We start from the raw sequence: 26,140 nt of genomic DNA on the forward strand, positions 1-26,140 counted from the left end.
GGGTGAGATGTGTGTAGTTCATTATGCAATTTCGACTGGCCGGTCAAAAAGGCACAAATGCTATCGCATCTTGCCCTCATTAACCGGTACCGTTCATAAATTGCACTTCATCCTAGAATTCGCCTTTTTTAAATTCAACGTCGTAGGCCCATCATCGTTTTATCTAAAACAAAAATACGATCCTTAACCGGGCGGCATTCATAGCGCAATCACTTTACCCGTTGATTTTTGTTGCGAACTCCGAGCAAATGACGTCTATGCAAAATACAATGTTTTTTTGTCATCGCTAACAATCGACCAACTGGCATTCTATCCCGCAGAGGGACGTAAAACAGTAACAATATATGACTTATTTACGTACTTTTACTTCCGATCGCATCCATCTACCAGGCCAAGATAAATGCGTATACGAATGAACATCTTTCAATTATGCATGGCGTATTGAGAGAACAACTGTAACTAAAATTTACAATGGTGATGATATTTTTTTTGACTTTGTATGATGAGAGGCCTATTGTAAAAGTGAACTGTTTATTTAGCGAAATAAAGGGGAATGCGCGGATGTATATAAATTGTTACCTCATGCTTGCTCGTTTTGTATAGTTCCTAAAGAGTGGCTTCTGTCATTTCTTGGGAAAATCAAATTATCAGGAGACTAAAATGCTTAGAAAGATGTTATTTGGCGTACTTTTTTTCTGTTCACCATTCTTTTTTATTTCATCCACGTTTGCAGCAGGAGAACATGGAACACAGCAAGAAGCAGCAGCCGCTGCTTTAGTAAAAAAAGCGGTCGCTTTTTTAAAAGCAAATGGTGCTGAAAAAAGTTTTGCTGCTTTTAGCGATAGTAAGGGTGAATTTGTCAAAAATGAACTTTACATCTTTGTTATCAACCGGCAAGGAAAAATGGTAGCGCACGGCATGCTACCCAAAATCATAGGCAAAGATGTCCTAGAAATGAAGGATGCAGATGGTAAGACACTGTTTAAAGACATGTTGGCCGCCACTGCGACAAAAGAAAATGCCTGGATTACTTACAAATGGCCGAATCCAAGCACCAAAAACATTGATGATAAAGCAACCTATCTTGAGCGCGTTGACGATTATGTCATTGGATGCGGTGTTTATAAGAATTCATAAACCTTGTGCATTTTTTATTTAACCTATATTGAAACGACGGTGATAACGATCTTATCCCCGTCGTTTTTATATTCTCTTCGGTGGTCGATCTCAAAACAGACAATGCGTATCTACTTAGAACAGGCTAACTAACGGCATTCTTAGCAATCAATACATCGTCAATTGGTACCGGTCTGTGAAGTAAAAATCCCTGAACATAATCGACGCCGATACCACGTAATTTCTCCAATGTTTCTTGGTTTTCTACACATTCGGCAACCGTCTGTACCCCGACAACTTTAGCGACCTCTGTAAAACAACGAACCGCTGCTTCGTTCAACGGATCATTGACCAAATCCCGAATGAACTGCCCATCAATTTTTAAGAAATCGACAGATAAGGATTTTAAATAACCAAATGAAGAGGCCCCAGCGCCAAAATCGTCTAAAGCAATCTTGATGCCGGCTGCGTGCACTTGTTCTATAAATAATGCCGCATCTGCAAGATTCGTCACTACCGCTGTTTCGGTAATTTCAATGCACACCTTCTCACAGATTGTCTGACCGGCTTGATGTATGAGTTCGATCGCCCAGCGGTGAAATGCACGATCACCGACAGATTGCCCAGAGAGATTAATACTGATATTGTCAATCGCATCTAGTGACGGTAACGCCTTAAGCCAATTAATCACATGTTTAAATACCCAACGGTCGATCCGATTTGCCAGATGAAAACGCTCGGCGGCTGGCATAAAAGCGCCTGGAGCAATAATGCTGCCATCAGTGTCTCGCATCCGTAATAAAACTTCAGCATGCAAGCCATTAGATTGCGTATTAATCGGCTCTATCTTTTGGGCATAAAGAATAAATAGGTCCTCATCCAACGCCTGACCAATACGATCTGTCCATTTCATTTCGCCATGCCTGGTTCGCATCGCCATATCGGAATCAAACCATGCATGCACGCGATTACGTCCTGCTTCTTTCGCTGCATAGCAAGAAGTATCCGCCGCCTGCATGATTGACTCCATCGTCGGCCAGCGATGATCAACTGGCACAAGGCCGATACTGGCACCAATCCGGAATCGTCTCCCCTCATGCATAAAACGGAAATTATCCATTTTCTCGCAAATTTGTTGCGCTACTCTGTGTGCAGGTTCAGCATTGCAATATTCTAGAATCACCGCAAATTCATCACCGCCCAATCTGGCGAGTGTGTCGCGCTCACGCACTGTAGAGTGCAGCAGTTTCGCCATTTGTTGTAATAGCTGATCACCAATCGTATGACCACAAGAATCGTTGACGAGCTTAAACTGATCGAGATCAATATACATTAAATAATGCTGACTACGCTCATCATGAGATTTTTGTAAAACGCGACGAAGACGCGTTTCAAATTCTGCACGGTTCACTAATCCAGTTAAGGCGTCATGCGTGGCCCGATAGCTCATTTCTCCAGAAAGGCGTCGCTGTTCCGTCACGTCATGGAACACCAGAACAACGCCCAGCATATCGCCTTTGGTGTTGCGAATAGGCGCAGCTGAATCTTCGATACCATACTCCTCACCATGACGTGAGATCAGTAAAGTATGGTTTGCAAGACCAACGATTTTTCCTTGTTCAAGGCAAACTAAAACAGGATTTGCAGTCGGTTTGCGTGTTTCTTCATTCACGACATGAAAGACGAGCCCCACTGGTTTGCCGATGGCTTCTGCCACTAACCAACCGGTCATACGTTCGGCCACCGGATTGAGCCAGGTAATCTCCCCTTTCGCATCTGTGGTAATCACGGCATCACCGATGGAACGTAAGGTGACCTCCAGCATTTCATGTTGCTCGGCCAATTCAAGATTAAGGCGACGCGCTTCAGTGACGTCCCAGTTTGCACCGACCATACGAACAGAATGTCCAATGCTATCGCGCGTGACTCTGCCAGTACTGCGTATATAACGTACACTGCCATCCGGCCAAAAGATACGAAACTCTGTGTCTAATGGCGTTGTCCCTGCGACAGCATCCTTGAGCGCCGCATCTGTTTTTTGAGCGTCATCTGGATGAACTGATTTTGTCCAAAGCTCATAGGCAGTGATTCCATCTTCGAGACTCACACCATACAACCGGTACATCCATGCGTCCCAGATCAACGTATTCGCGCTGATATCCCACTCCCAGATACCGATCCCCCCAGAATCCGTTGCTAGGGATATGCGCTCTTTCGCCTCTTGTAATGCATTCTGAGAGGCAATACGCTCGGAAACGTCTTCATGCGTACCAAACATCCATTCTGGATTGCCGTCTGCAGTCCAGGTCATCACACGGCCAAGACTACGCACCCAAACCCAATGCCCGTCACGATGCCGCATCCGAACCTCGCACTCATAATTTTTAATCTGGTCAGCGAAATGGTGATCAAGCAAAGCACCAGACATCTGCACATCATCAGGATGAAGATTATTAACCCAGCTTTGTATGGATGGAGATGGAAAGTTTTCTAAGGAATACCCAATAATCTCTACCCAACGTTCGTTAACGATGACCTCCCCGGTCTGAACATTCCATTCCCATGTTCCCATTTGGGTACTATCAACAATATGCATCAGGCGCTGATGCTGTTGCTCTAACTGATACTCAACAAGACGTCGTTGCGTCACATCCTCGATCACTACCACACTACTGTGTGACTTACCATTAGGATCATAGTCGAGCACGGCTGAAAGCAAAACATCCATCTTTTCACCGCTTTTGGTGACCATCTGATAGGGCACTTTATCGCATCGACCATGCTTGAAAAACGTAGGAAAACCAACATTTTTTGCGTACTCTCTCGATTCTGGTGTCAAAAAATCGGAGGAATAACATCCCAATACTTCTTCGCGTTCGTATCCCAGTTTTGATAACCAAGTATCGCTGACTGCGAGCAGTCGCCCCTCCATATCAATGGAATGTAACATCGCCGGTGTGGCCTGATATAACTGACGTAAATGACTCTCACTGTATTGCAATGCTTTAGTAGCGCGTTTGTATTGATGTAATGCGCGCCGCCCTTCAAGTGCCGCCGCTGCCGCAAGCGCTAAGTTTTTTAAAATCTCGCGCTGTTTTTCATCGAGTTCTCGCGGTTGACGATCAATCACGCATAGCGTACCGACCCGATTACCATCACGTAAAACAATCGGTACGCCGGCATAAAAGCGAAAGCCGGACTGTCCCGCAACCAGAGGATTGTCGGCAAACCGCTCATCAGATGACGCGTCCGAAATTTCAAACAGCTCACTTCCAAGAATCGCATGTGCGCAAAATGCAATATCTCTTGGTGTTTCGGAAATACCAGAAAGTCCGATATTCGCCTTAAACCACTGTCGCTCAATATCGATCAAACTAATCAGTGAAATTGGCACGCCACAGATAGATGATGCAATATTCACTAACGCATCAAATTCTATTTCAGGCGATGAATCGAGAACTTCGAGCGCGTGCAGGGCCGCGATACGCTCCTTCTCATTTTGGGGCAATGGTGCTGAATTCATTTGCTTTCAACTCCGGCTAAATTCTCAACGTAAGCAACATCATTCGTCATCAGACGTCAACACTATTCCCAGCACGGTTTGATGGATTACATTTTTAATGCAAAATGAAACCTGGCAAAAGACTGCTCAAGAACAATTGGGGCACCGATAGTAATGAAAAAAACAAAACCAAAAGGCAACAAAAAAGCGAGTTTTATTTTGTGTAGAATAAAGAGTAGCAGAAGTCACTGGCTTCCATCTATTCTCTTGTGAAAAATAGATGGAAATCGAGCCAAATAGATCGCAAACAAGATCTGCCAGAAACATCCCAGTGCATGAGACGCCACAATGCTGCAGATCTGAACAATACTTAGTGAGTATCTGTATGTTGCTTTTTTAATTTTACGATACTGACGGCGACGGCGGCACAGATAAGCAATGCACCGGCCAGACGAATCACGTTTTCTGGATTGCCATCCAACCAGCGATGATAAATAAGCGGTAACGTGAAAATTTGTATAATCATCGGGATGACGATGAACATATTAAAAATTCCCATATACACACCAGTACGATGTGCAGGAATGCAGTCAGCAAGCATCACGTAAGGATTACCCATGATGCTGGCCCAGGCAAGACCAACGCCCAGCATAGGAATGTACAACAGTGCAGGAGTATGGATATCAGGCAAACTCAACATCGCTATACCGGCCAGTAACAGACAAATAGCATGCGTCACTTTCGGGCCAAAACGGCGCACGAATGGCACCAAGGCGAACGCGGCAATGAAAGCAACAAAGTTGTAGAAAGCACCGATTTGACCATTCAACAGCCCCGCATCACGAAAACCATCCGTAGCAGGATCATCCGTACCGAATATGCTGCGCCCCAGTGACAAGACAATGTACTGCCAGTAGCAAAACATCGCATACCATTGAAACAATTTAACCAAGGCAAGTTGTTTCATGGTGAGCGGCATTTCTTTCACCGCCAGAATAATCTCATCCGCCGTAGCACGCCAGCCCGTTGGTTGGCTTTTTATCTCAGCAATTTGTTCCGGATCCAATGGGAGCTCAGGCGTAGTCTTCAGGCTCCAGAGTATGCTGGCAATAGAAAAGACGGCACCGATCAAAAACGCGGTGATGACAATATACGGAATATGATTGGCATTAACAGCATTGCTATTCATGCCAAAGGCGACCAACAATGAAGGCGTCAAATAGGCAAGCGTCTGACCAAGCCCCGTACAAGCACTTTGCGTCAGGAATCCAGCGGCATGCTGCTCCGACCGCAACCGGTCACTGACGTACGCGCGATAAGGCTCCATCGTGACATTATTTGCTGCATCCAGAATCCATAAAATGCTCGCTGCCATCCACAAACTCGAACTGAATGGCATGATAAGAAGTCCGAGACTACAAATTAAGGCGCCAATCAGAAAGTAAGGCGTGCGACGCCCCCAACGACTGACAGTCCGGTCACTCATTGCACCAATGATAGGCTGTACAATCAAACCAGTAACGGGCCCAGCGAGCCATAGATACGGCAGACTTGCCTCATCGGCTCCCAAGTATTTATAGATCGGACTCATGCTACTTTGCTGTAATCCAAAACTAAATTGCAAGCCAAAAAATCCAATGTTCATGTTCAAAATTTGCCAGAACGAAAGCCATGGTTTTTTGCTGCCGGAACTTCCGATTGGTGCATGATTCATGATGTCATTGTCCGATGAGTGGCATTGGAAGGTACCAGCCAATATTGTGACCAAGGTGCTATCGCTATCTGATCGCTGAACATCTGTTGCGTCAGCAAATCCTCCCAATCATGCGCTCGAAGTGATGGAGTCAATAAGTCTTCTTGCTTCAGATAGCAAACATGATCTGAAAAATTACCTACAAAAATGACTGGGTGGTGATCGCTACCACGCACAAAAGCCAGCACTTCTGGTTGCGCGCAAGAAAGCAAATGGCGCGGCTGATGCGCAGCCAACTGCGGTAAGGTCCGACGGGCTTGCAGCAACTGAGACAGCCCCGCAAACATGGCACCACTGTTAGTGGTACGATCCAAACGATCTACATATAATGGCTCTTGCCAGTGTGGACGGTGCAGCCAACGGCTGTCCAGGGACTGTGAAGGAATCAGCTGGTAATCGACATCATTCTCCTGCGCCAATTCATCCCCCATATAAATAAACGGCATCCCACCAAAGCATAAACTGAGTCCATACAAAAGCAAGAGGCGATCAATAGCAGAAGTCTGATCTTGGTTACTGAAACGATCGCAACCTGTCAACGCTGCTGCCATCCCTACGCTACCGTGAACTGCTTCCGGATCACTCGTCTGAAAACTCGCGCCGCGGGCAAAACTATTCCCTTCGCCAGCAAAAAACTGAGCGACAGCCGCTAAGCGACTTTGTACATCCTGCGAGCTAAGACGTGCTTCTGGTCGCAATACATTCCAGCCAATATCATCATGACAGCGGACGTACGTGAGCCAACTAGTGTTGGGTGGTAAGGGTGGCGTGGCGCGGATTACGTCTTGCATGAGCGTCGTATTTTGCTCCGCGAGCGAAAGCCAACTGGCAGCCATCAGGGTGCTGTGATAGGCCATGTGACATTCTGCATGTGCGCCATCTGGGCTGCCCAGATAAGCGGGTAAATCAGCCGTTGGAACAATCGCCTCCGCTTTGAGTAACACGCCTGGCGCAGCAATATCAATCATGTGGCGTATCGCCTTTAACAGTATATGCGTCTCTTGTTGATTCATGCAGTTCGTACCAAGGCGCTTCCATAAGAATGCCGTTGAATCCAGCCGGAATACCTCCACACCGCGATTCGCCAGTTCCAGCATAGCGATCACCATATCGGCAAACACGGCAGGATTGCCATAGTTCAAATCCCATTGATAAGGATAAAAGGTCGTCCAGACCCAAGACTTCATCGCTTCGTTGTAACTAAAATTACCGGGGGCAACTTGCGGAAAAACCTGTCCCAGATTCGCTTCATAGGCATCGGGTAACTGACGATCAGGGAAGTGGTAAAAATAATCTTGGTAATGCGAATCTCCAGCCTGTGCTGCACTTGCCCACGGGTGATCGTCGGCAACGTGATTTAAAATAAAATCAGAACACAGACTGATTCCGGCGCGACGCAACGCCTGCGTTAATTGCTCCAGATCAAGCATCGTTCCCAGCGCAGGTTCAACTTCATCAAAGGCGGAAACTGCAAATCCCCCATCGTTTTCACCTGCGCGGGCTTTCAAAAAAGGTAGTAAATGCAGATAAGTGACACCCATTTCTTTCAGATGCGGGATCCGCCGCATGACCCCTTGTAAATCACCACCAAAACGGTCGACGTACGCACAATAGGCCAGCATATGTTCATCGCAAAACCAGTCCGGATGTTGCTCACGCTTCAGATCCAATGCGATTAATGAGGGTGACCGATGTCGGATCGTTTCTGACAACCGAGAGAAGAGTTGTTGTAACCAAAGATGAAAAGCATCTGGATCATCAAAAGCACTAGCGTACACCGATTCAAGACTTGCTAACAGATCTGCCGAACGTGTACTAAAACGAGCTGCCACAATCCCTTGTAATGAATCTGGCAATGTCGTTGATAACGCTTGCAAACAACTATGTTGGAGGGATTTGAAATCCATCGTGAATCACATTTCAAAAAATAAGATGCACCGGAAAAATGGCTCTCCCTACCACCTCAGCAGCAAGGAGAGCCGAAACACACGGGTAAAGGTGTTTGTTTATGTTCACCTAAGAACAATGGCCTGAGCGATGCACAAAAACGCGTTGTCATTCAATACCGACGTCTCGTTTGTTGTGCAGCTATTGCGAAGAATTATCCAACAAAAGAAAATTCTTTGCAATCGATTGCAAGTACGCACCGCAGCAATTACCCGCAAACCAACAAGTCAGCGCAAGAACACTGCATCAACCAAGAGAGAATGCACCAACAAAAGCAAAATTCGATCAACAAAACGTTCCATTAAAACAACATTAGTCCACAATACACGTTAAAATGTGGCGATGCAGCATGATTTAATCAAACAAAATCCGCTAAAAATTCAAATTACATCATCACAAGAGGAATTTTATGCAAACGTTTGTAATTCTACTGTTTCCCCTTTAATAACTCTGCGTTCGCTCCCGAACAGACGATGCAGTGCCATTCGTTGATGATTCATCTCAGAGAAAAAAGCGGGGAGCCAACGGATGTCGCATAACAACATCATCACTATTTCTACCCCGCGTGACCTGTCAGACCGGATTGGTTTTCTGGCGACCATCATTGCATCGTTTGCGCTGTGCGCGTGCGCCTCCTCAACGATGCAGCCACCTAAGCCACTTTCATTTGCGATACCAACTACTTGGTCTGATCCAACAGTCGTTGGTCAAGACACGCTGGTTCAGTGGTGGACGAGGTTTCATGATCCGGTACTCGATACCCTGGTGAATCAGTCACTCAACAACAACCTGAGTATAAAGACAGCACAGACTGCGCTGCGTCAGGCCTGGGCACTGCGTGACATTGCAGCGGCAGCACTCTTCCCAACACTGGACGGATCTGCTTCGGCACAACGTAATAGAATCAGTGGCACTGGAAGCAGCAATTTATTTCAGGTCGACGCCACTGCAAATTGGGCGCCCGATATCTTTGGTGCCGCACGCAGCGGGCGCAATGCTGCCGAGGATGCCGCATTATCGAGCAAGGCCAGTCTCGGCGACACGCAAGTCATGATAACAGCGGAAGTAGGTCTGACTTATATCAGCCTACGTGACAGTCAGGCACGATTTAGCATTGCACAACAAAACCTCACCAATCAGGAAGAGACGCTACGCATTACACAGTGGCGCCAACAAGCAGGATTTCTGAGCATCCTTGAAGTAGAACAGGCACGCACCGCAGTTGAACAAACCAGGGCACAGTTACCCCTGTTGCAAATAGCGATCAAACAAAACCAGCATGCACTGGCACTACTGACTGGTCAGCCACCACAAATGCTGGAAACGATCTTATCAGCAGCCCAACCCGTGCCAAAGACTGAAGGTGAACTAGCATTGACCATACCGACAGAAACTCTGCGCCAGCGTGCCGATATCAGGGCTGCCGAATACACCGTTTTAGCAGCGAGGGAGCGAACCAATCAGGCCGAAGCCGCACGCCTTCCGAGCTTTTCTCTGGGTGGATCAATCGGCCTGAGTGCATTAACAGCGGGCATGCTTACCGATGGATCTTCGTTGGTGAGCGCTCTGATTGCTGGAATCAGCCTGCCGATTTTTGATGGCGGGGCAAAACGTGCTCAGGTGAGTCTGCAGCAGGCAGCGTTTGATCAAGCACAATTGGCCTATGAAACTGCCGTACTGACAGCACTTTCCGACGTAGAAAATGCACTACTGGCATTGCGCAATGATAGTCAACGCTTTCAAAGCCTGAGGGTTGCAAGCGAGTCAGCCGCCACCGCATCGCATCTGGCAAACCAGCGTTACAGCAGCGGACTTATTGATTTTCAGGTGGTACTGCAAACCCAGCTTACCCAACTAGCCACACAGGATGCCCTTGCCAGTGCAAACGCCGTCGTCAGCAGCGATCAAATTCGACTTTACAAGGCACTTGGCGGCGGATGGCAAGCCGACAGCGAGAAGGATAGTGCAACAAACGCGTCGTCTGAAACACCAACTAAAAATAAGTCTACTCTGATCGCAACGCCATGAAACCATCCGACCCTGTTATTGACCCGTTGCCTCATGATGCTTTGCTCTTGGCAGCCCCACCCGAGATCAGAGCGGTACCCACGATCACACCGTCCTCAGTTGCCCCTGCACCTGATGCCGCAGCTAACGACCCAGCCACAAAGGATATAAGCACGCTACTTGCCGAGCCAAGCTTAAAATCCTGGTATCGTCGCCCACTAGTCTGGTTCGGCACACTGCTTGTTTTGCTCATTGCTGGCTTCATCTGGTGGTGGATGGCACGTCATGCCCAAAACGCGCTGCCTGTTTATAACACCCAGCCTGTCGCGCGTGGCAACATCACATTGACCGTAACTGCCAACGGCACGCTGCAGCCTATCCGTTCAATTAATATCGGCAGCGAACTATCAGGCACCGTGCTCAAGGTCAATGTGGATGTCAATGATCAGGTCAGAAAAGGGGATGCGCTGCTAGTGCTCGATCCTGCCAAACTGAATGACCAGATCCTACGTTCCACGGCCACGTTGGATGCGGCCAAGTCCAAGGTAGCGCAAACGACGGCGACTGTCAGAGAAGCCACTGCATCCTTGAACCGGCTCAATGAGGTCTCTATCCTCTCTGCGGGTAAGGTACCATCCAAAGCTGAACTAGATACCGGTCGCGCCACACTGGACCGGGCAACAGCCGACGATCTCAGTGCACAAGCAAGCGTGAATGATGCAAAAGCCGCCCTCTCCACTGACCAGATTACGCTGTCCAAGGCATCCATCAAAGCACCGGCCGACGGCATTATTTTGACCCGCACGGTCGATCCAGGCAACGCAGTAGCAGCCTCGTTACAAGCAGTCACCCTGTTCACTTTAGCTGACGATCTGAGCAAATTGCGTCTGTGGGTGTATGTCGATGAAGCCGACGTGGGGGCGGTCAAGGTAGGGCAACATGCTACGTTTACCGTCAGCGCCTATCTGAGTCGACAATTTCCGGCCAAAATCACCCGTGTCGGCTTTGGCTCGACCATCACTGACGCCGTTGTCACCTATCTGACTTATCTCGATGTCGACAATGCCGATATGAGCTTGCGGCCAGGAATGACCGCCACCGCATCGATTATCGCCGCACAGCGTAATAACGTGATGCTCGTACCAAATACAGCACTACGCTTCATGCCAGGCACCACAGCAGCGGCAACCAAAACCGGCATGGCATCGAGCCTGATTCCGCATATTCCAGGCAACACCGGCCGCAAGTCTGCTGCCACCGGCGCCAGCACAGCACTGGCAAAACAAGTATGGATCCTACGCGACAAAACAGCGGTTGCCGTCGCGGTCACACCTGGTATCAGCGATGGTCATATGACCGAAATCACTGGCGGTGATTTGCAGCTTGGCATGCTCGTCATCACCGATCAACAAAGTACGAAGGTCAAATGAGCGCCATGACTATGCCACTCATTAGCCTTCGCGGCGTGACTAAACGCTATGGCAGCGGTGCCACCGAATTAATGGCATTAAAAGGGATTGATCTCGACATTCAGGCCGGAGAATTTGTCGCCATCAGTGGTCCTAGCGGGTCTGGAAAATCAACGGTGATGAATATTCTGGGCTGCCTCGATACCCCTAGCAGCGGGCAATACCTGTTCAAAGGAGCACACGTTGAAGCGCTATCGCGCGATCAACGGGCACGTTTGCGCCGCCAGTATCTGGGCTTTGTCTTTCAGGGCTTTAATCTGTTGGCACGTACCTCTGCCCAAGAAAACGTTGAACTACCGCTGTTATATCGTGGTGATAGTGCCAGCTCTCGCCGTGCCGCTGCCAGCGTGGCGTTGCAATCAGTAGGACTGGGTGGCTGGGAACACCACATGCCATCCGAGCTATCTGGTGGTCAGCAGCAGCGGGTAGCGATCGCGCGCGCCATTGTCACTACGCCAGATGTGGTACTGGCTGACGAGCCCACCGGCAATCTCGATACTCAACGCAGCCATGAAATCATGGGACTGCTCGTGGCACTCAATCGGGATCATGGCATCACCGTGCTGATGGTGACGCATGAACCTGACATGGCAGCCTACGCGCGGCGGATGGTGAATTTCGTTGATGGACGCATCGCCAAAGATGAAATCAATCCGCATCCTGTCACTGCAGCGCCGCAAACGATGAATCCCAACGAAAGCACCTGATGCTGTTTTCTGTGTTCATCCTTGCACTACGCTCGGTACAGCGCAACCTGCTGCGATCTTTCCTGACTATTTTGGGCATCGTGATTGGTGTGTCTGCTGTCATTACCATGGTCACGCTCGGCAATGGTGCAACGCAGGCAATCAATACGCAAATCTCTAGTCTGGGAGCGAACTTACTCATTGTGAGTCCTGGTCAGCGCGGTCCCGGTGGCGGTGGCTCGGGAGCAGGTAGTGCCGGCATACCTCACTTTACTGATGCGGACGCAGACGCCATTGCTGCGCAAATCGGTGGCGTGGCCCAAGTCGCGCCGTTAGGGCGAGCCAGCGTGACCGTCATCGCCAATGGTCGCAACTGGATTACCAGCGTGTCTGGCAGCACCAACGAATGGTTTAAAACTGGCAACTGGAATCTGGCCAGCGGCCGCGAATTCGATCCCGATGAACAACGCGCCGGTTCGGCCGTGTGCATCATCGGTGAAACGGTACGCCGAGAAATCTTTGGCGGTACCCCCGGAAAAACAGGCTTAGGAGAATTATTGCGCGTCAAACAATTCTCATGCAACGTCATCGGCATTTTAGGTAGCAAGGGGCAGAGCGGCATGGGGGATCAAGATGACACCGTCGTGGTGCCGTTAAATACGCTACAGCGCCGCGTTACAGGCTCACACCGAGTCGATATGCTCATGGTCTCTATGCAAGAAAATGCCGATAGTGCGCCACTCAAAGCGAGTCTGCGCCAGCTCATGCGCGAGCGCCGCAAGCTGGCAGAACATGACGATGACAATTTCAATATCTTCGACACGCAACAGCTCGCTGAAACACTGTCCAGTACCATGGGTGTTCTGACCAGTCTCCTTGGTGCAGTGGCCGCAGTCAGCCTGCTGGTGGGCGGTATCGGGATTATGAACATCATGCTCGTGAGCGTGACCGAACGTACCCGCGAAATCGGACTACGGCTCGCGGTAGGCGCGTTAGAAGATGAGGTACTGTTGCAGTTTCTGATTGAGGCGATGGTACTTTCCGCATTGGGCGGTTTAGTCGGCGTGATCATCGCGACGATCGCGTCGTATTTTCTGGCGGGTCTGATGAATGTACCCTATACGTTCGACCCCACCATCAATCTTCTTTCACTGGTATTTTCAGCAGGCATCGGTGTTCTTTTTGGTTATTTCCCTGCACGCAATGCTGCCCGTATGGATCCGATCGTCGCTTTACGCCACGAGTAACTTTCGTCCTCACCTCAAGGTGGAACTTGCGTACTGGTGGCGCGGATGAATTGGTGACAAAACACAAGGATGCTACTGACAGCGACAATCGTCAGACACAGGTACCCAACCGGTGGTGTACTAAACCTGAACAAAGAGCTCATGAATGGCACATACAATGATACCCCTAACATCAGCAACGCAAGCGCAACGACACTCCACAGCGCCGTATTACGTAAGCGAACCGATGCCAGTATGGACAATGTCCATGAGCGATTGATAACAATCAGCCAGATATCACCGACAATCATCCCACTAAACGTCAGCGCCCTCGCCTGCGCAACCGCCAGCCCCGCCTCTTGTGCCAGCAGATACACTGCCAGCAACACCACAAACAAAATCACCCCCTGCTTTAAACCTAACATCAACAGTTCGGCGTTGAATATTTTTTGATCGGTGCGCCGCGGTGATCGTTTCATGACGTCGGCCTCTTCTGGCTCTGCCTCAAAAACGATAGAACAAGTGGGATCAATCATCAGTTCAAAAAAGACGATATGCACTGGCAGTAAAATCAGTGGCCATCCCATCATGACCGGCAACATCGACATGCCTGCAATCGGAATATGCGCACCGACTAAGAACACAACTGCCTTGCGGATATTATCGACAATACGGCGCCCGAGCCTGACGGCAGCGACGAGAGCACCAAAATCATCATCCAAGAGCACCAACGCGGCCGACTCACGCGCGACGTCAGTACCGCGTAGCCCCATCGCAATGCCAACATGCGCAGCCTTCAGTGCAGGCGCATCGTTGACGCCATCACCAGTCATGGCGACCACTTCACCACTCGCCTCGAAGGCTGTGACCAGACGTAATTTTTGTTCAGGCTGTATGCGGCAAAATACATTCGTCTGTGCCAACCGCTTTTGCAGTTCAGTATCATCCAGCGTATCGAGATCGGTGCCTGTAATAACGCCACTGTCATGAACAATGCCGCATTGTTGAGCGATATTCATTGCCGTCGCAGGATAATCCCCCGTCATCATCACGACACGAATTCCCGCTGCATGGCATTGTGATATAGCTGTCTTAACGCCGAGCCGCAACGGGTCTGCTAGCGCGATCAGTCCAAGAAATTTAAAATCAAAATCATGCTGAATCGCTGGCAGTGCATGCTGCTTAAAGCTCGCCTTGGCGACGGCAAGTACACGTAATCCCTGACTGGCTACACGATCGACCTGTGCGTTAATGCGCTGTATCTCATCGCTTGGCAAATGACACAAATCAATGATCGCTTCAGGCGCTCCCTTGGCAGCGATCACATAGTCAACCCTGTCTGGCGAATGCCAGACGCGCGACATTGCCAGCAGTTGCGGAGACAACGGATATTCTTCCACCAGTGTCCAGAGATCATGAATATGCTCAGTACCCGCCAACGTGGCGTGCCCGGCTTCCTGAATAGCCTTTTCCATCGGATCAAAAGGATCACGTTGGCTAGACAGCATAGAAAATTCCAGCGTCTCATGAAACGTCTCCGGAAAATCTAAGGGCAATGTAACCGATGAATCACCAAAAATATAAACCTGCTCCCCCACCGCGATCTGTGCCAATGCCATGCGGTTTTGCGTTAACGTCCCCGTCTTATCAACGCATAGCACCGTTGCCGCGCCCAACATTTCAATGGCAGAAATACGGCGTGTCAGGACCTGTTTTCTGGCAATCCGCCATGCGCCAAGTCCAAGAAAAATCGTCAAAATCAATGGCAATTCAGCAGGCAATAGTGCCATCGCCATAGTCAAACCAGCCAGAATTCCGTTAAGCCAGTCACCACGGGTAACGCCATACCAGATCGTCAGTACAAAGACCAGAACGATGCTAAATACAGAAATGACGCTCACCGCATGCGCCGTCTCATTTTGCAAATGACTCGGTTCCGTTTCAAGCGTCACCAAAGCTTTTCCAATACCGCCGAGGATTGTTTTTTCACCGGTCGCCTCGACCTGCGCCTTACCTTTTCCCTGCACCACGAGCGTACCAGAATAGAGATAAGGTTGATCCTCACCGCCAGGTGGTGCAAATCTGGCGACTGCATCACTCCCCTTCGCCTTGCGCACAGGCACGGACTCGCCGCTTAATAAGGACTCATCAATCGTCATGCCCTGAGTGTCGATCAAAAAGAGATCAGCCGGCACACGATCACCTTCCGCTAGAAACACGATGTCGCCTCGCACAACCTCGTGACCTGGTATGCGCTGTTGTTTCCCATCCCGTAACACCAACACACGCGGACTAGACAAATCACGCAATGCCTCCAGCGCACGTTCGCTCTTGCGTTCCTGCACAAAACTCATGGCCATGACAATCACAACCGATCCCAACAAGATAGAAGCGTCCTGTCTGCTACCTAACACCAGATAAATACTGCCACACGCAATGAGGAGAATAAACATCGGTTCACGCACGATACCCCATGCAATCCCCAATACCGACCGCGGCCTGGCAGTCGGCAACGTGTTCCCGCCATCACTCAACAGCCGACGCTGCGCTTCTGCGGCGCTAAGGCCAGTCGGTAAATTCGTCGTCTCTGACATACGGTTCCCGTCCATGTTAAGTTCTCGGAGACGCATACGCTATGCACATCAACATGATGCGTCTGTGCACTACCGCGCTGTTAGGTTTACCTGAAATCCTTGCGCAATGGTTGCAACATGTCACCGCCTAGCAAGGCTCAGGGCTATCGCAAGCGGCGGATTGTCGTGAGCATCAATTAAATGACTCCACATTTCATGGCTGGATTTCAGGTTCCGTCGCATTAACTTTTAAAAAGACAAGTTTAAGCCGTTACGACTTTTTATATTATCGCTGGACGGACTAAGCCTGCCAATACATAAAACTGGTCTGCAAATGACATGTTCTCACATCCGACCAGGTTCAGTTGTCCTTTGCGTAGCATATGCATGAGCTCAATGCCCGCCAGAATATTTCTGGCAGCACGAAATGACGTGAATCCAAGCATCGGACGTGTCATACGCTTGATCGCACGATGGTCTTGTTCAACCATATTATTGAGATATTTGACTTGCCGTACAACGATGCTCAGTCCCTTGTCTTCGATGATCTGATCAATCGCTGCTTTATTTGCACCGCTCTTATCCATGGCGATTTTATCTGGTAGACCGTTGTTATGTACGGCTTTGTCGAAGAAGCGCATGGCCGCTGCCTTGTCACGCGGAAATCGACGGTTTGTCCCTCTTTGTCGACGGCACGATACAAGTATTTCCATTGCCCATTGATTTTGATATAGGTTTCATCCATTCTCCAGCTGCTACCAACAGGGCGTTGATATTTTCTGAATGTTTTTTCGATCAGAGGCAGAAACCGGATTGCCCAGCGGTTGATGGAAGAATGATCGACAAAGGCGCCACGTTCTTGCATCATTTCTTCGAGATGGCGGTAGCTGAGTGGGTAAGCTGCATACCAACGAATACAGACGACTATCATTTCTAATGGAAAGCGCATTCGTTTCGTATCAAGCATGGCTGAGCATCAATTTTAAAAAGGTGCTGAGCATAACCGATTTCGCTTTTTAAAAGTTAATGCGACGGAACCAGAAATCCAACGCCAAAGGTCTTAATGGTCTTTTCCGTGCTGTTCCCGCCACGCGGCGAGCTCTAATGGTCGGATGCCGAAACGTACTGCATTACCAGCATGCAGTGTCTTGAATTCTGCAAGTGCCAATCTGATGAAATGATCCTTGTCAGCATCCGTCACAGTAGCTGGTGTTCTAGCACGTAACGTTGCATCCGTGGCGACCTCATCACTGCGAACGATGGCTGCAACAACTTCAGTCAATGCCTGTCGATAACGTAGACGGAAAATGTCTGGCGGCACAAGATTTTGTTTGACGGCAACATACTGCTGACAAGAACGTTCATAAGCCCAGACGAAAACATCGCGCAGAAGTTCGATGCGGTTTAATTCATATACACCGATCATGGCATCCACGTAGGCCTGTTGCGGCACGTCGATAAAAGACAGCGGACACAGGTTGTGACGGATGAAGGGGATATTCGCAGCAAGTCGAGATACCCGCTTGTTCACATCTTCAAAAGGTTGCAGGTAGGGCAAATGCACCATGAGGAAGAACGCTTGCTCGAATGGATCGTTGATTTCCGCAGCCATCTGGATGACGATGCCAAATAATTCTTCAAGTCGCTGAGGTAAGGCGACGGGCAAATACACGCTCCCACCGATCTCCACCGCGCGGCTACGAATGCGTCCGCAAGCGGACGGATCGGCCATCAAGCCATCAGACAGAAATGCGTGCAACGCAATGATAGTGTCCGTGGTCAGGTTCGCATGTTCAGGATCCCGCACCAAATATTCGATGGCACCCTTGTGATTGAGGATCATCTGGGTTTCGAGTGCATCCTTACCTTCGGCAGCCTGGCCGAACTCGATCAGCCGCTCTGTATCAAGTCGGCTGTAGGTGTTGCCTTCCAGTTGCGAAGATGCCCAGGACAGGTCGATCAATAAGCGACCCAGAATGTCGCGGGCAAAGGTGCCAGCAGGTGTCTGGTCTGCCGGTGAGCGGCCCAGAACGTGTAGCTGATCTCGCAAACTTTGCGGCAGGTACGCGGTTTGATTGGGGTGATATTGCTCAAGAAATTCCAACTTATAGCCGACTGGAGAACGTAGCTGACGAGGTTGGCGGACATAAGCTTTAATCTCTTCGCCCTCCGGTGACGTAGGTACATAAACTTCGGACGATGCCTGATCCTTAGCATTTGCATGCTCTTGGACTGATGCTTCGACGATCCGCGGGGTGCGGAGGTAGCGCAATGCACGGCTTTCTCCGCTGGTTTGGACACGGCCTTGCTCTATGAGTAAGGCCAGTCTTCGCTGCATGGTGCGCCGCGGCATGTTACCGCCGGTGGCTTGTAAGAGTGCATCTATGCCAACACCTTTTTGGTGTAAGGAAATCAGTTCGACGAGTTGGTCTAACTCTTGAGGCGGGATTGATTTTGGCATTTTTATCTCTAGTTATTGCTAGCACAGCCATTATCGCGCCAAATAAAGTGGCGCGCAAATGAATTTGTGCCACTTTTCGTGCCAAATAGATGTCGTGAAAAGCGTTTTTGTGTGCACTCATGCTTGAACGTGAGAGTTGCATTGCTTTGCAAGCCTGACGCTGGCTAAGTCCAAGCTCTTGCAGTTGTTTGACGAAATCCCGTTTCTGGTTCGGGGTTAGCGCCTTAAACCGATCACCTCTTTGAACGCATGGTTCTCTAACGACAAATCAGCAACCATCATTTTGAGCTTACGATTCTCTGCCTCCAGGTCTTCGAGGCGCTTTACGTCGGCGGCTTCCATACCGCCATATTTAGATTTCCATTGGCACTATGGTCCTGCTCAAATGAGCAGTTCATAATTAGCGCCCTCATCGATAAACCCTCATAAAAAGTACTTTATGATCTATAATACACTTTTAATGAGGGGATTAGCGTATGCCTAAAAAGCTCTTGAACGTGGATACGGTGCCAACTTTGGTACGAGAGCGCCTAAACACGTGGGGGCGCTGTATTCACACGCAACGCTTACGTCAACGCATTACGGCCGCCGACTTGTGTGTACGAATGAGTATTTCTGAGGCTACCTTGCGCCGCATGGAGCGAGGCGACCCAGGTACAGCTGCTGGCGCTTACCTCGCTGCATTGTTGATTTTGGGCGTGTTTGAGGATGCTACACCTGCGCTAGTACCCGCCCTGTGGTCCGACTCTCCCCAACGTAGAGTAAAGCTCAGCCAACAAGAACGAGGAGGCAAAGTAGATGCTGAATACTTCTAAGCCCTTATTCATTTATTTGCAACGTCCAGACAACGGAGAGTGGATCACGGTCGGACGCTATCTTGCTGGCCCCGTCGCAAGCTCGGGTAGATTCAAGTACGCCCCCAGTTATGTCGATGCGGGTCACACGTGGGCGATTGACCCGGTCAACTTGCCTTTCCGGCCGGAGGACGAGCGGCCAGCGACACGCTACAATGGTCTGCACGATGTCCTGCGAGATGCTTGTCCAGATTCATGGGGTCAGGCGCTGCTTCGGCGCGAGCACAATCTGCCAGAAGACACACCTTTGGCACGCTATCTGATTTTGGCCAATAACGCTGACCGGTGGGGCGCGCTCGCCGTAGGCACAAAATCTACCCCTTCGGTGGCGCAGCTTTCCTACCCTAAGTTATTCCAGCTACCGCTGCTGGTGCAAGAACTGGCAGCTATGAGCGCGCAACGGCCAGCAGTCGACGTCCGACTTCGTCGCCGCTTAGTACAGACTGCCAGTGTAGGGGGCGCTCGCCCCAAGGCGACCTTGCGCGACAATGAGGGGAAGTACTGGCTGGTCAAGCCTAGAATCCCCAGCGATATTGCTGACATACCTTGCCTGGAACATGTAGGCCAACAATGGGGGGCGGCGAGTGGTTTGGATTTCGCGGCCACTGTTCTGCATCCTGCCGCCGAGGGAACCAGTGCGGTGCGCGTGCTGCGCTACGACCGAATTGGAGACCGGCGCTTAATGTGTGTTAGCGCAGCTTCGCTGCTACAGGCAGAGTATCCAGACAAGATAACGCAAACAGACCTTTGGAGCTATCCGCGTCTAGCGGAGGAACTGCGCATCATCGGTGCTCCTGTGGAAGACCGGCGCGAGCTGTTTGGGAGAATGGTCTTTAATGCAGTGTGCGGAAATGATGATGACCATGTCCGAAATCATGCAGTCGTGTACCAACACGAGCAACGACGCTGGCGTCTGGCACCGGCTTTCGATGTCGTACCGAATCCGGTTGAGACACCGCGGACATTGACGCTGCAGCTGTCAACCGGGCGTTTCGATATTTCTCGCTCGACAGTACTGGCCGACGCCCATCGTTTTGGTTTCGACAGCAGTGACGAGGCTAGTCGCTATCTTGATACACTACTGAAGCGTATCAGTAAGGGTTTTAACCAGGTTGCTCACTGGCTGGAGCCCGAATGGCAGGAGATGCTGCGCACGCGTATGCGGGAGAACATTGCGCTCCTGGAGACCTAAGGTCGTTGGGTTAACTGGGCGATAGGTGGGGTTATTTAGCGCTTACCCTTCATTTAACGATTTCGAGCATGATTGAATACGAAAAAAAAAATCGCCAACGGCTATCTACTTCTGGAAATATACATTTTTTGAAAAACGCATAATACAACTACGTCTTTTCTTGTTTACATTTCAGCTTACTAGGTAATGCAAAAATCAAACAATGATCAAAAAAATGTAAATAAGAAAAATGTCCTGTAAATCATAGACTTACAGGACATAGTTTACAGAATCAGCTCTACTGGGTCTCAGAACGGAATATCATCGTCCATATCGGAGAAGTTCGGCGCAGGACGGGAAGCTGGGGCTTGTTGGCGTGGTGCTGGAGCCGCTTGGCGTGGTGCAGGGGCCGGTGCGCCGCCGTAGCCGCTGTCGTCCATTGGTGCGCCGCCACCCATACCTGGACGGCCGCCTAGCATTTGCATGCTGTCAGCTTTGATGTCAGTCGCGTATTTTTCGACGCCGTCTTTGTCGGTGTATTTACGGGTACGCAGGCTGCCTTCGACGTAAACTTGTGAACCTTTTTTCAGGTACTGCCCAGCGATTTCAGCCAATTTGCCGAAGAACGTGATGCGGTGCCATTCGGTTTGTTCTTTTTTCTCGCCGGTTGATTTGTCTTTCCAGCTATCTGTTGTTGCGACTGTGATGCTGGTCATTGCGTCACCACTTGGCATATAGCGTGTTTCCGGATCGCGGCCCAAATTGCCAACGATAATAACTTTATTGACGGATGCCATGGTTTTCTCCTGTTTTCCTGATTATTTCCAATTAATAGTGGTCATAGCCATCCGAAGCAAAATGGTCCCTGCGAACCTTGTGGTGCGGGAATTATTTTGGGGCGGCGCTATGGTAATGTGCGGTTTTAGACCTCTTGCACCGTCTGGCGAGCAGAGCGACGGGGTATTTCCGGCATGTTGTACGCGATTATAAGCCAGATAAGTGTTAATCCAGAACACAAACCGAAGATGGCGGGACCACTTGCCATCTTGCTCATCAAGCCGCCGGCAGCGGCACCAGAGGCAATGCCAAGGGCCTGTAAAGTGTTATAGACGCCCAGCGCTGCACCTTTGGCGGCCGGTGGCGCGATTCTGGAAACCAGCGATGGTTGGCTGGCTTCGAGGGTATTGAACGCAATAAAGAAACCAAATAACAAGGCAATGAGCGCCACCGGATGCTCTAATAATTGCCAAAAACCAATTTGCACTAATAGTAAGGTTGCAATTGCAATCAGAAACACTTGTTTCATTTTTGCGTACTTTTCGCCAACAATAATTGCGGGCAACATTGCAACAAACGACACCAGCATGACGGGCAAATACACTTTCCAATGACTTGCCAATGGAATCTCGGCGACGCGCACTAAGGCTGCTGGCACAACAACAAACATGGCCATTTGTGCGAAGTGCAACACATAAACACCAAAGTTGAGGCGCATTAATTCACGGTTGGTTAATACAGTAGCGAATGGGACCCGTTCAACCGGCAACGGCGGCGCATCGGGAGTTACCCATAGCAGGACCGCGATGGCCACTACCCCTGCTACGGCCATCATCACAAACATTGCAGGCATCCCGACGGTTTCAAAGAGCACGGGCGCAATCACCATTGCCAGTGCAAAAGTGATACCGATCGAGCCACCGACCATCGCCATGGCTTTGGTGCGGTGTTCTTCGCGGGTACTGTCGGCAATTAACGCGGTAATTGCTGCGGAGATGGCACCAAGACCCTGAATGCCGCGTCCAAGCATGATGCCAAGTAGGCTGCTGGACTCGGCACAAATCAAAGCACCAATGACAAACATCACCATACCTGCAATGATGACGGGTTTGCGTCCGAGACGATCCGAGGCCATGCCAAGTGGGATTTGAAAAAATGCCTGAACCAGACTGAACATACCGAGCGCCATGCCGACTAATAGCGGATTATCCCCACCACTGAGTCTTCTTGCATAAATAGCAAAAACTGGCGATAAAATGAATAATCCCAGCATGCGCAAAGCAAAGATCGCCGCTAGCGAAGCACTGGAACGAATTTCGGCACGGCTCATGCCGGTTTTTTCGTCCTGAACATCGGAGGCATTCGTGTAATTTGTTGCCAAAGTCATATTTAAAACCTGGTTGTGCAAGGTAATTTGATGAAAGCACAGAGGAGTCTGCGGTAATTTTCAAAAAACCGTTATAGTAGCAGGTTGATTGCCCCTGCCAACATTCGGATCAGACTGAGATCAAGCTCACTTTATACTCACGTAATATAGAGTAGCCACTCAGTCAATACTCGGTTAAAACTCAGTTCAAAAACGCAGTACAAAACTCAGTTCAAAATAATATGACAACACGACCAAAAGCCGTAAAAGCCACGCCAGCAAACAAACCAGCTGAAATTGAGTTTGGTGCAGATGATATCGCACTCATGCAAAAACGCGAGTTGATTAGGATCAGAGGTGCGCGAACTCATAACCTGAAAAACATCAATCTTGACTTGCCGCGCAATAAACTGGTCGTGATTACGGGTTTATCCGGCTCGGGTAAGTCATCACTGGCGTTTGATACCTTGTATGCGGAAGGCCAGCGGCGCTACGTGGAATCACTGTCTGCTTATGCGCGACAATTTTTGCAGTTAATGGAAAAACCGGACGTCGATTTGATTGAAGGTTTGTCGCCAGCGATTTCTATCGAGCAAAAAGCCACCTCGCACAACCCGCGCTCGACGGTCGGTACCGTCACAGAAATTCATGACTATCTGCGTTTGCTCTATGCCCGCGTTGGTACCCCCTATTGCCCAGATCATCCCGAAAACCCGTTAGCAGCGCAATCTGTCTCGCAGATGGTGGATGCCGTGCTGGCAATGCCGGAAGACACCAAACTAATGATCCTTGCACCTGTGGTTGCGAATCGCAAAGGTGAACACGTCGATTTGTTTGAACAAATGCAGGCACAAGGTTTTATCCGCTTCCGTGTACAGAGTGGTACCCACGACGCCAAGATCTATGAAGTCGACGACCTGCCAAAATTAAAGAAAACCGAAAAACACACGATTGATGTCGTGGTTGATCGTGTCAAAGTAAGAGAAGACATCAAGCAACGTCTGGCAGAGTCGTTTGAAACCTGCCTGCGTATCGCCAATGGCCGTGCGCTGATCGTCGACATGGATAGCAAACACGAACAACTGTTTTCTAATAAGTTTGCCTGCCCGACGTGCGGCTATTCGCTGCAAGAATTAGAGCCACGCTTGTTCTCGTTCAACAATCCTATGGGCGCCTGTCCGGAATGTGACGGTCTGGGACACATTGAATTCTTTGATCCTAAGCGGATCGTCGCGTTCCCTAACCTGTCGCTCGCCAGTGGTGCGGTCAAAGGCTGGGATCGTCGTAATCAGTTCTATTTCCAGATGTTGTCGAATCTGGCCGCCTTTTTTGACTTTGATATCGATACGCCGTTTGAACAATTACCAGAATCCGCGCAACAAATCATTTTGTTCGGCTCCGGTAAGCAGTTGATTCCATTTACGTATATCAATGAAAAAGGCCGCGCGGTCGTCAAAGAACACACCTTTGAAGGCGTGGTGAATAATTTACAGCGCCGCTACCGCGAGACGGATTCGATGGCGGTCAAAGAAGAGTTGGCAAAATTTATTAATGAAAAACAATGCCCGTCCTGCGATGGTGCGCGTCTGCGTATCGAAGCGCGTTATGTGAAGGTCGGTACAGGCAAACAAGAAAAAGCAATTTACGATATCAGCGCCATGCCGCTACGTGAAACGCTACATTTCTTTGAACACCTGACATTACATGGCGCAAAACGCGACATCGCTGATCGTATTGTCAAAGAAATTGCGTCCCGCCTAACGTTCTTAAATAATGTTGGTTTGGATTATCTGTCCCTGGACCGTAGCGCAGACACATTGTCAGGCGGTGAGGCGCAGCGGATTCGTTTGGCATCACAAATTGGCTCTGGTCTGACGGGCGTGATGTATGTGTTGGATGAACCTTCCATCGGTCTGCATCAGCGTGATAATGACCGTCTGATTGATACGCTCAAACATTTGCGTGACATCGGCAATAGCGTGCTGGTGGTTGAACATGATGAGGATGCGATCCGCTGTGCGGACTATGTTGTTGATATGGGTTTGGGCGCAGGTGTGCACGGCGGTGAAATCATTGCACAGGGAACACTTACCGATATCATGAAAAGCGAGCGCTCTCTGACGGCGCAATACCTGAGCGGCGCGCTGGAAATCGCCGTGCCGCAACAGCGGACCGTCAGCAATCCCGAGAAGCAACTCGTGATCGCGGGTGCGCGTGGCAATAACCTCAAAAACGTGACGATGCATTTACCCGTTGGTCTGCTGACGTGTGTGACGGGTGTTTCTGGCTCTGGTAAATCAACGCTCGTCAATGACACGCTGTACCATGTCGCAGCACGTCACTTGTACGGTTCACAAACAGAGCCAGCCACATTTGATCATGTCAGTGGTCTAGAGCATTTTGATAAAGTCATCTCTGTCGATCAGGCACCAATCGGTCGTACACCACGTTCTAACCCAGCCACCTATACGGGACTGTTCACACCAATCCGGGATTTATTTGCGACGGTGCCGATGGCAAAAGAACGTGGCTACAGTGCCGGACGTTTCTCGTTTAACGTTAAAGGTGGTCGCTGCGAAGCGTGTCAGGGTGATGGTGTGATTAAGGTTGAGATGCACTTCCTGCCGGACGTGTACGTGCCTTGTGACGTCTGCCATGGCAAACGCTATAACCGTGAAACACTGGAAGTACAGTATAAAGGGAAAAACATTCATCAGATCCTCGAAATGACGGTCGAAGATGCACATGAATTCTTTAAACCGGTGCCAATCATCGCCCGTAAATTACACACCTTGCTTGATGTGGGTCTGGGTTACATCCGTCTGGGTCAGAGTGCGACCACACTCTCTGGTGGTGAGGCGCAACGCGTGAAGTTATCGCTCGAATTATCGAAGCGTGATACCGGCCGCACGTTGTATATTCTGGACGAGCCGACCACGGGTCTGCATTTCCATGATATTGCCCTGTTGCTCAAGGTAATCCATCGCTTGCGTGACCAAGGTAATACGCTGGTGATCATTGAACATAATCTGGACGTGATCAAAACCGCGGACTGGCTCATTGATCTCGGGCCTGAAGGCGGTGCTGGTGGGGGCTTGATTATTGCCACCGGAACACCAGAACAAGTTGCGGCAAATAGCGACAGCGTAACAGGTAAATATCTGTTGCCTCTTTTAAAAAAGCATCAGCACTAAGCTTTATTCAAGCAATGGGATGGATGCGCGGTTGTGCA

General features: G+C 49.7%; 15 protein-coding genes and 3 pseudogenes. 8 read left to right on the forward strand and 10 right to left on the reverse strand.

From position 1 onward, the window contains the following. Positions 1-660 precede the first annotated feature (660 nt). A complete protein-coding gene (locus tag ACO0KV_RS14255) occupies positions 661-1,137 on the forward strand; it encodes a cache domain-containing protein (RefSeq protein ID WP_423043202.1) in 477 nt (158 codons plus the stop codon). Between the two features lie 124 nt (positions 1,138-1,261). Here the strand turns inward: ACO0KV_RS14255 and ACO0KV_RS14260 are convergent, their stop codons facing one another. The 3 genes from ACO0KV_RS14260 to ACO0KV_RS14270 all read right to left on the reverse strand — a co-directional run bounded on the left by ACO0KV_RS14260 (position 1,262) and on the right by ACO0KV_RS14270 (position 8,278). Continuing rightward, entirely contained in the window at positions 1,262-4,639 is a 3,378-nt protein-coding gene (locus ACO0KV_RS14260) for an EAL domain-containing protein (RefSeq protein WP_423043203.1), read from the reverse strand. Between the two features lie 349 nt (positions 4,640-4,988). Continuing rightward, positions 4,989-6,332: an MFS transporter gene (locus tag ACO0KV_RS14265; protein WP_423043204.1), complete on the reverse strand. Its 1,344-nt coding sequence runs from the start codon at positions 6,330-6,332 to the stop codon at positions 4,989-4,991. After that, positions 6,329-8,278 carry an alpha-amylase family glycosyl hydrolase gene (locus tag ACO0KV_RS14270; protein ID WP_423043205.1) on the reverse strand — a complete coding sequence of 650 codons (1,950 nt, stop codon included), beginning with the start codon at positions 8,276-8,278 and terminating at the stop codon, positions 6,329-6,331. Before ACO0KV_RS14270 ends, ACO0KV_RS14265 begins: the two co-directional genes overlap by 4 nt. Before the next feature lie 568 nt (positions 8,279-8,846). Between ACO0KV_RS14270 and ACO0KV_RS14275 the strand changes: the two genes are divergently transcribed. The 4 genes from ACO0KV_RS14275 to ACO0KV_RS14290 are packed head-to-tail and all read left to right on the forward strand — an operon-like array spanning position 8,847 to position 13,727. Continuing rightward, on the forward strand, positions 8,847-10,346 hold the full coding sequence (locus tag ACO0KV_RS14275; protein ID WP_423043206.1) for an efflux transporter outer membrane subunit: 1,500 nt from the start codon (positions 8,847-8,849) through the stop codon (positions 10,344-10,346). Next, positions 10,343-11,755 carry an efflux RND transporter periplasmic adaptor subunit gene (locus tag ACO0KV_RS14280; RefSeq protein WP_423043207.1) on the forward strand — a complete coding sequence of 471 codons (1,413 nt, stop codon included), beginning with the start codon at positions 10,343-10,345 and terminating at the stop codon, positions 11,753-11,755. Before ACO0KV_RS14275 ends, ACO0KV_RS14280 begins: the two co-directional genes overlap by 4 nt. Continuing rightward, positions 11,752-12,501, forward strand: coding sequence for an ABC transporter ATP-binding protein (locus ACO0KV_RS14285; protein ID WP_423043208.1), 750 nt, complete (start codon positions 11,752-11,754; stop codon positions 12,499-12,501). Before ACO0KV_RS14280 ends, ACO0KV_RS14285 begins: the two co-directional genes overlap by 4 nt. Beyond that, positions 12,501-13,727 carry an ABC transporter permease gene (locus ACO0KV_RS14290; protein WP_423043209.1) on the forward strand — a complete coding sequence of 409 codons (1,227 nt, stop codon included), beginning with the start codon at positions 12,501-12,503 and terminating at the stop codon, positions 13,725-13,727. The genes ACO0KV_RS14285 and ACO0KV_RS14290 overlap by 1 nt, the downstream gene beginning before the upstream one ends. 14 nt (positions 13,728-13,741) lie before the next feature. On the opposite strand, the gene ACO0KV_RS14295 is transcribed toward ACO0KV_RS14290, so the two are convergent. The 5 genes and pseudogenes from ACO0KV_RS14295 to ACO0KV_RS14315 all read right to left on the reverse strand — a co-directional run. Next, a complete protein-coding gene (locus ACO0KV_RS14295) occupies positions 13,742-16,315 on the reverse strand; it encodes a cation-translocating P-type ATPase (protein ID WP_423043210.1) in 2,574 nt (857 codons plus the stop codon). 245 nt (positions 16,316-16,560) lie between these two features. Beyond that, a pseudogene (locus ACO0KV_RS14300) lies at positions 16,561-16,982 on the reverse strand (DDE-type integrase/transposase/recombinase). After that, positions 16,980-17,246: pseudogene (locus ACO0KV_RS14305) on the reverse strand (IS6 family transposase); the annotation flags it as partial. The pseudogenes ACO0KV_RS14300 and ACO0KV_RS14305, both read right to left, overlap by 3 nt. A 93-nt stretch (positions 17,247-17,339) precedes the next feature. Continuing rightward, positions 17,340-18,740, reverse strand: coding sequence for a Fic family protein (locus tag ACO0KV_RS14310; protein ID WP_423043211.1), 1,401 nt, complete (start codon positions 18,738-18,740; stop codon positions 17,340-17,342). A gap of 254 nt (positions 18,741-18,994) precedes the next feature. Further along, positions 18,995-19,106, reverse strand: a pseudogene (locus ACO0KV_RS14315) (transposase); the annotation flags it as partial. Positions 19,107-19,216: 110 nt separating this feature from the next. Here ACO0KV_RS14315 and ACO0KV_RS14320 point away from each other — a divergent pair. Then, the gene (locus ACO0KV_RS14320) at positions 19,217-19,555 is read left to right on the forward strand and encodes a hypothetical protein (protein ID WP_423043212.1); all 339 of its coding nucleotides are present in this window, start codon (positions 19,217-19,219) and stop codon (positions 19,553-19,555) included. Beyond that, entirely contained in the window at positions 19,539-20,786 is a 1,248-nt protein-coding gene (locus tag ACO0KV_RS14325) for a type II toxin-antitoxin system HipA family toxin (protein WP_423043213.1), read from the forward strand. The genes ACO0KV_RS14320 and ACO0KV_RS14325 overlap by 17 nt, the downstream gene beginning before the upstream one ends. Before the next feature lie 287 nt (positions 20,787-21,073). Here ACO0KV_RS14325 and ssb read toward each other — a convergent pair whose 3' ends face one another. After that, positions 21,074-21,562: a single-stranded DNA-binding protein gene (ssb, locus tag ACO0KV_RS14330; RefSeq protein ID WP_423043214.1), complete on the reverse strand. Its 489-nt coding sequence runs from the start codon at positions 21,560-21,562 to the stop codon at positions 21,074-21,076. 125 nt (positions 21,563-21,687) lie between these two features. Beyond that, positions 21,688-22,929, reverse strand: a complete 1,242-nt coding sequence (locus ACO0KV_RS14335) for an MFS transporter (protein ID WP_423043215.1) — start codon at positions 22,927-22,929, stop codon at positions 21,688-21,690. A 305-nt stretch (positions 22,930-23,234) separates the two neighbouring features. Between ACO0KV_RS14335 and uvrA the strand changes: the two genes are divergently transcribed. Then, a complete protein-coding gene (gene uvrA, locus ACO0KV_RS14340) occupies positions 23,235-26,102 on the forward strand; it encodes an excinuclease ABC subunit UvrA (protein WP_423043270.1) in 2,868 nt (955 codons plus the stop codon). Positions 26,103-26,140: the final 38 nt, after the last annotated feature.

This window comes from Undibacterium sp. RuRC25W (assembly GCF_049339825.1).
Lineage (GTDB): Bacteria > Pseudomonadota > Gammaproteobacteria > Burkholderiales > Burkholderiaceae_D > Undibacterium.

What these genes read in the sequence shown, in the direction of transcription:
- ACO0KV_RS14255 (WP_423043202.1), top strand. Translation starts at nt 661, where the DNA reads ATGCTTAGAAAGATGTTATTTGGCGTACTTTTTTTCTGTTCACCATTC.
- ACO0KV_RS14260 (WP_423043203.1), bottom strand. Translation starts at nt 4,639, where the DNA reads ATGAATTCAGCACCATTGCCCCAAAATGAGAAGGAGCGTATCGCGGCC.
- ACO0KV_RS14265 (WP_423043204.1), bottom strand. Translation starts at nt 6,332, where the DNA reads ATGAATCATGCACCAATCGGAAGTTCCGGCAGCAAAAAACCATGGCTT.
- ACO0KV_RS14270 (WP_423043205.1), bottom strand. Translation starts at nt 8,278, where the DNA reads ATGGATTTCAAATCCCTCCAACATAGTTGTTTGCAAGCGTTATCAACG.
- ACO0KV_RS14275 (WP_423043206.1), top strand. Translation starts at nt 8,847, where the DNA reads ATGTCGCATAACAACATCATCACTATTTCTACCCCGCGTGACCTGTCA.
- ACO0KV_RS14280 (WP_423043207.1), top strand. Translation starts at nt 10,343, where the DNA reads ATGAAACCATCCGACCCTGTTATTGACCCGTTGCCTCATGATGCTTTG.
- ACO0KV_RS14285 (WP_423043208.1), top strand. Translation starts at nt 11,752, where the DNA reads ATGAGCGCCATGACTATGCCACTCATTAGCCTTCGCGGCGTGACTAAA.
- ACO0KV_RS14290 (WP_423043209.1), top strand. Translation starts at nt 12,501, where the DNA reads ATGCTGTTTTCTGTGTTCATCCTTGCACTACGCTCGGTACAGCGCAAC.
- ACO0KV_RS14295 (WP_423043210.1), bottom strand. Translation starts at nt 16,315, where the DNA reads ATGGACGGGAACCGTATGTCAGAGACGACGAATTTACCGACTGGCCTT.
- ACO0KV_RS14310 (WP_423043211.1), bottom strand. Translation starts at nt 18,740, where the DNA reads ATGCCAAAATCAATCCCGCCTCAAGAGTTAGACCAACTCGTCGAACTG.
- ACO0KV_RS14320 (WP_423043212.1), top strand. Translation starts at nt 19,217, where the DNA reads ATGCCTAAAAAGCTCTTGAACGTGGATACGGTGCCAACTTTGGTACGA.
- ACO0KV_RS14325 (WP_423043213.1), top strand. Translation starts at nt 19,539, where the DNA reads ATGCTGAATACTTCTAAGCCCTTATTCATTTATTTGCAACGTCCAGAC.
- ssb (WP_423043214.1), bottom strand. Translation starts at nt 21,562, where the DNA reads ATGGCATCCGTCAATAAAGTTATTATCGTTGGCAATTTGGGCCGCGAT.
- ACO0KV_RS14335 (WP_423043215.1), bottom strand. Translation starts at nt 22,929, where the DNA reads ATGACTTTGGCAACAAATTACACGAATGCCTCCGATGTTCAGGACGAA.
- uvrA (WP_423043270.1), top strand. Translation starts at nt 23,235, where the DNA reads ATGCAAAAACGCGAGTTGATTAGGATCAGAGGTGCGCGAACTCATAAC.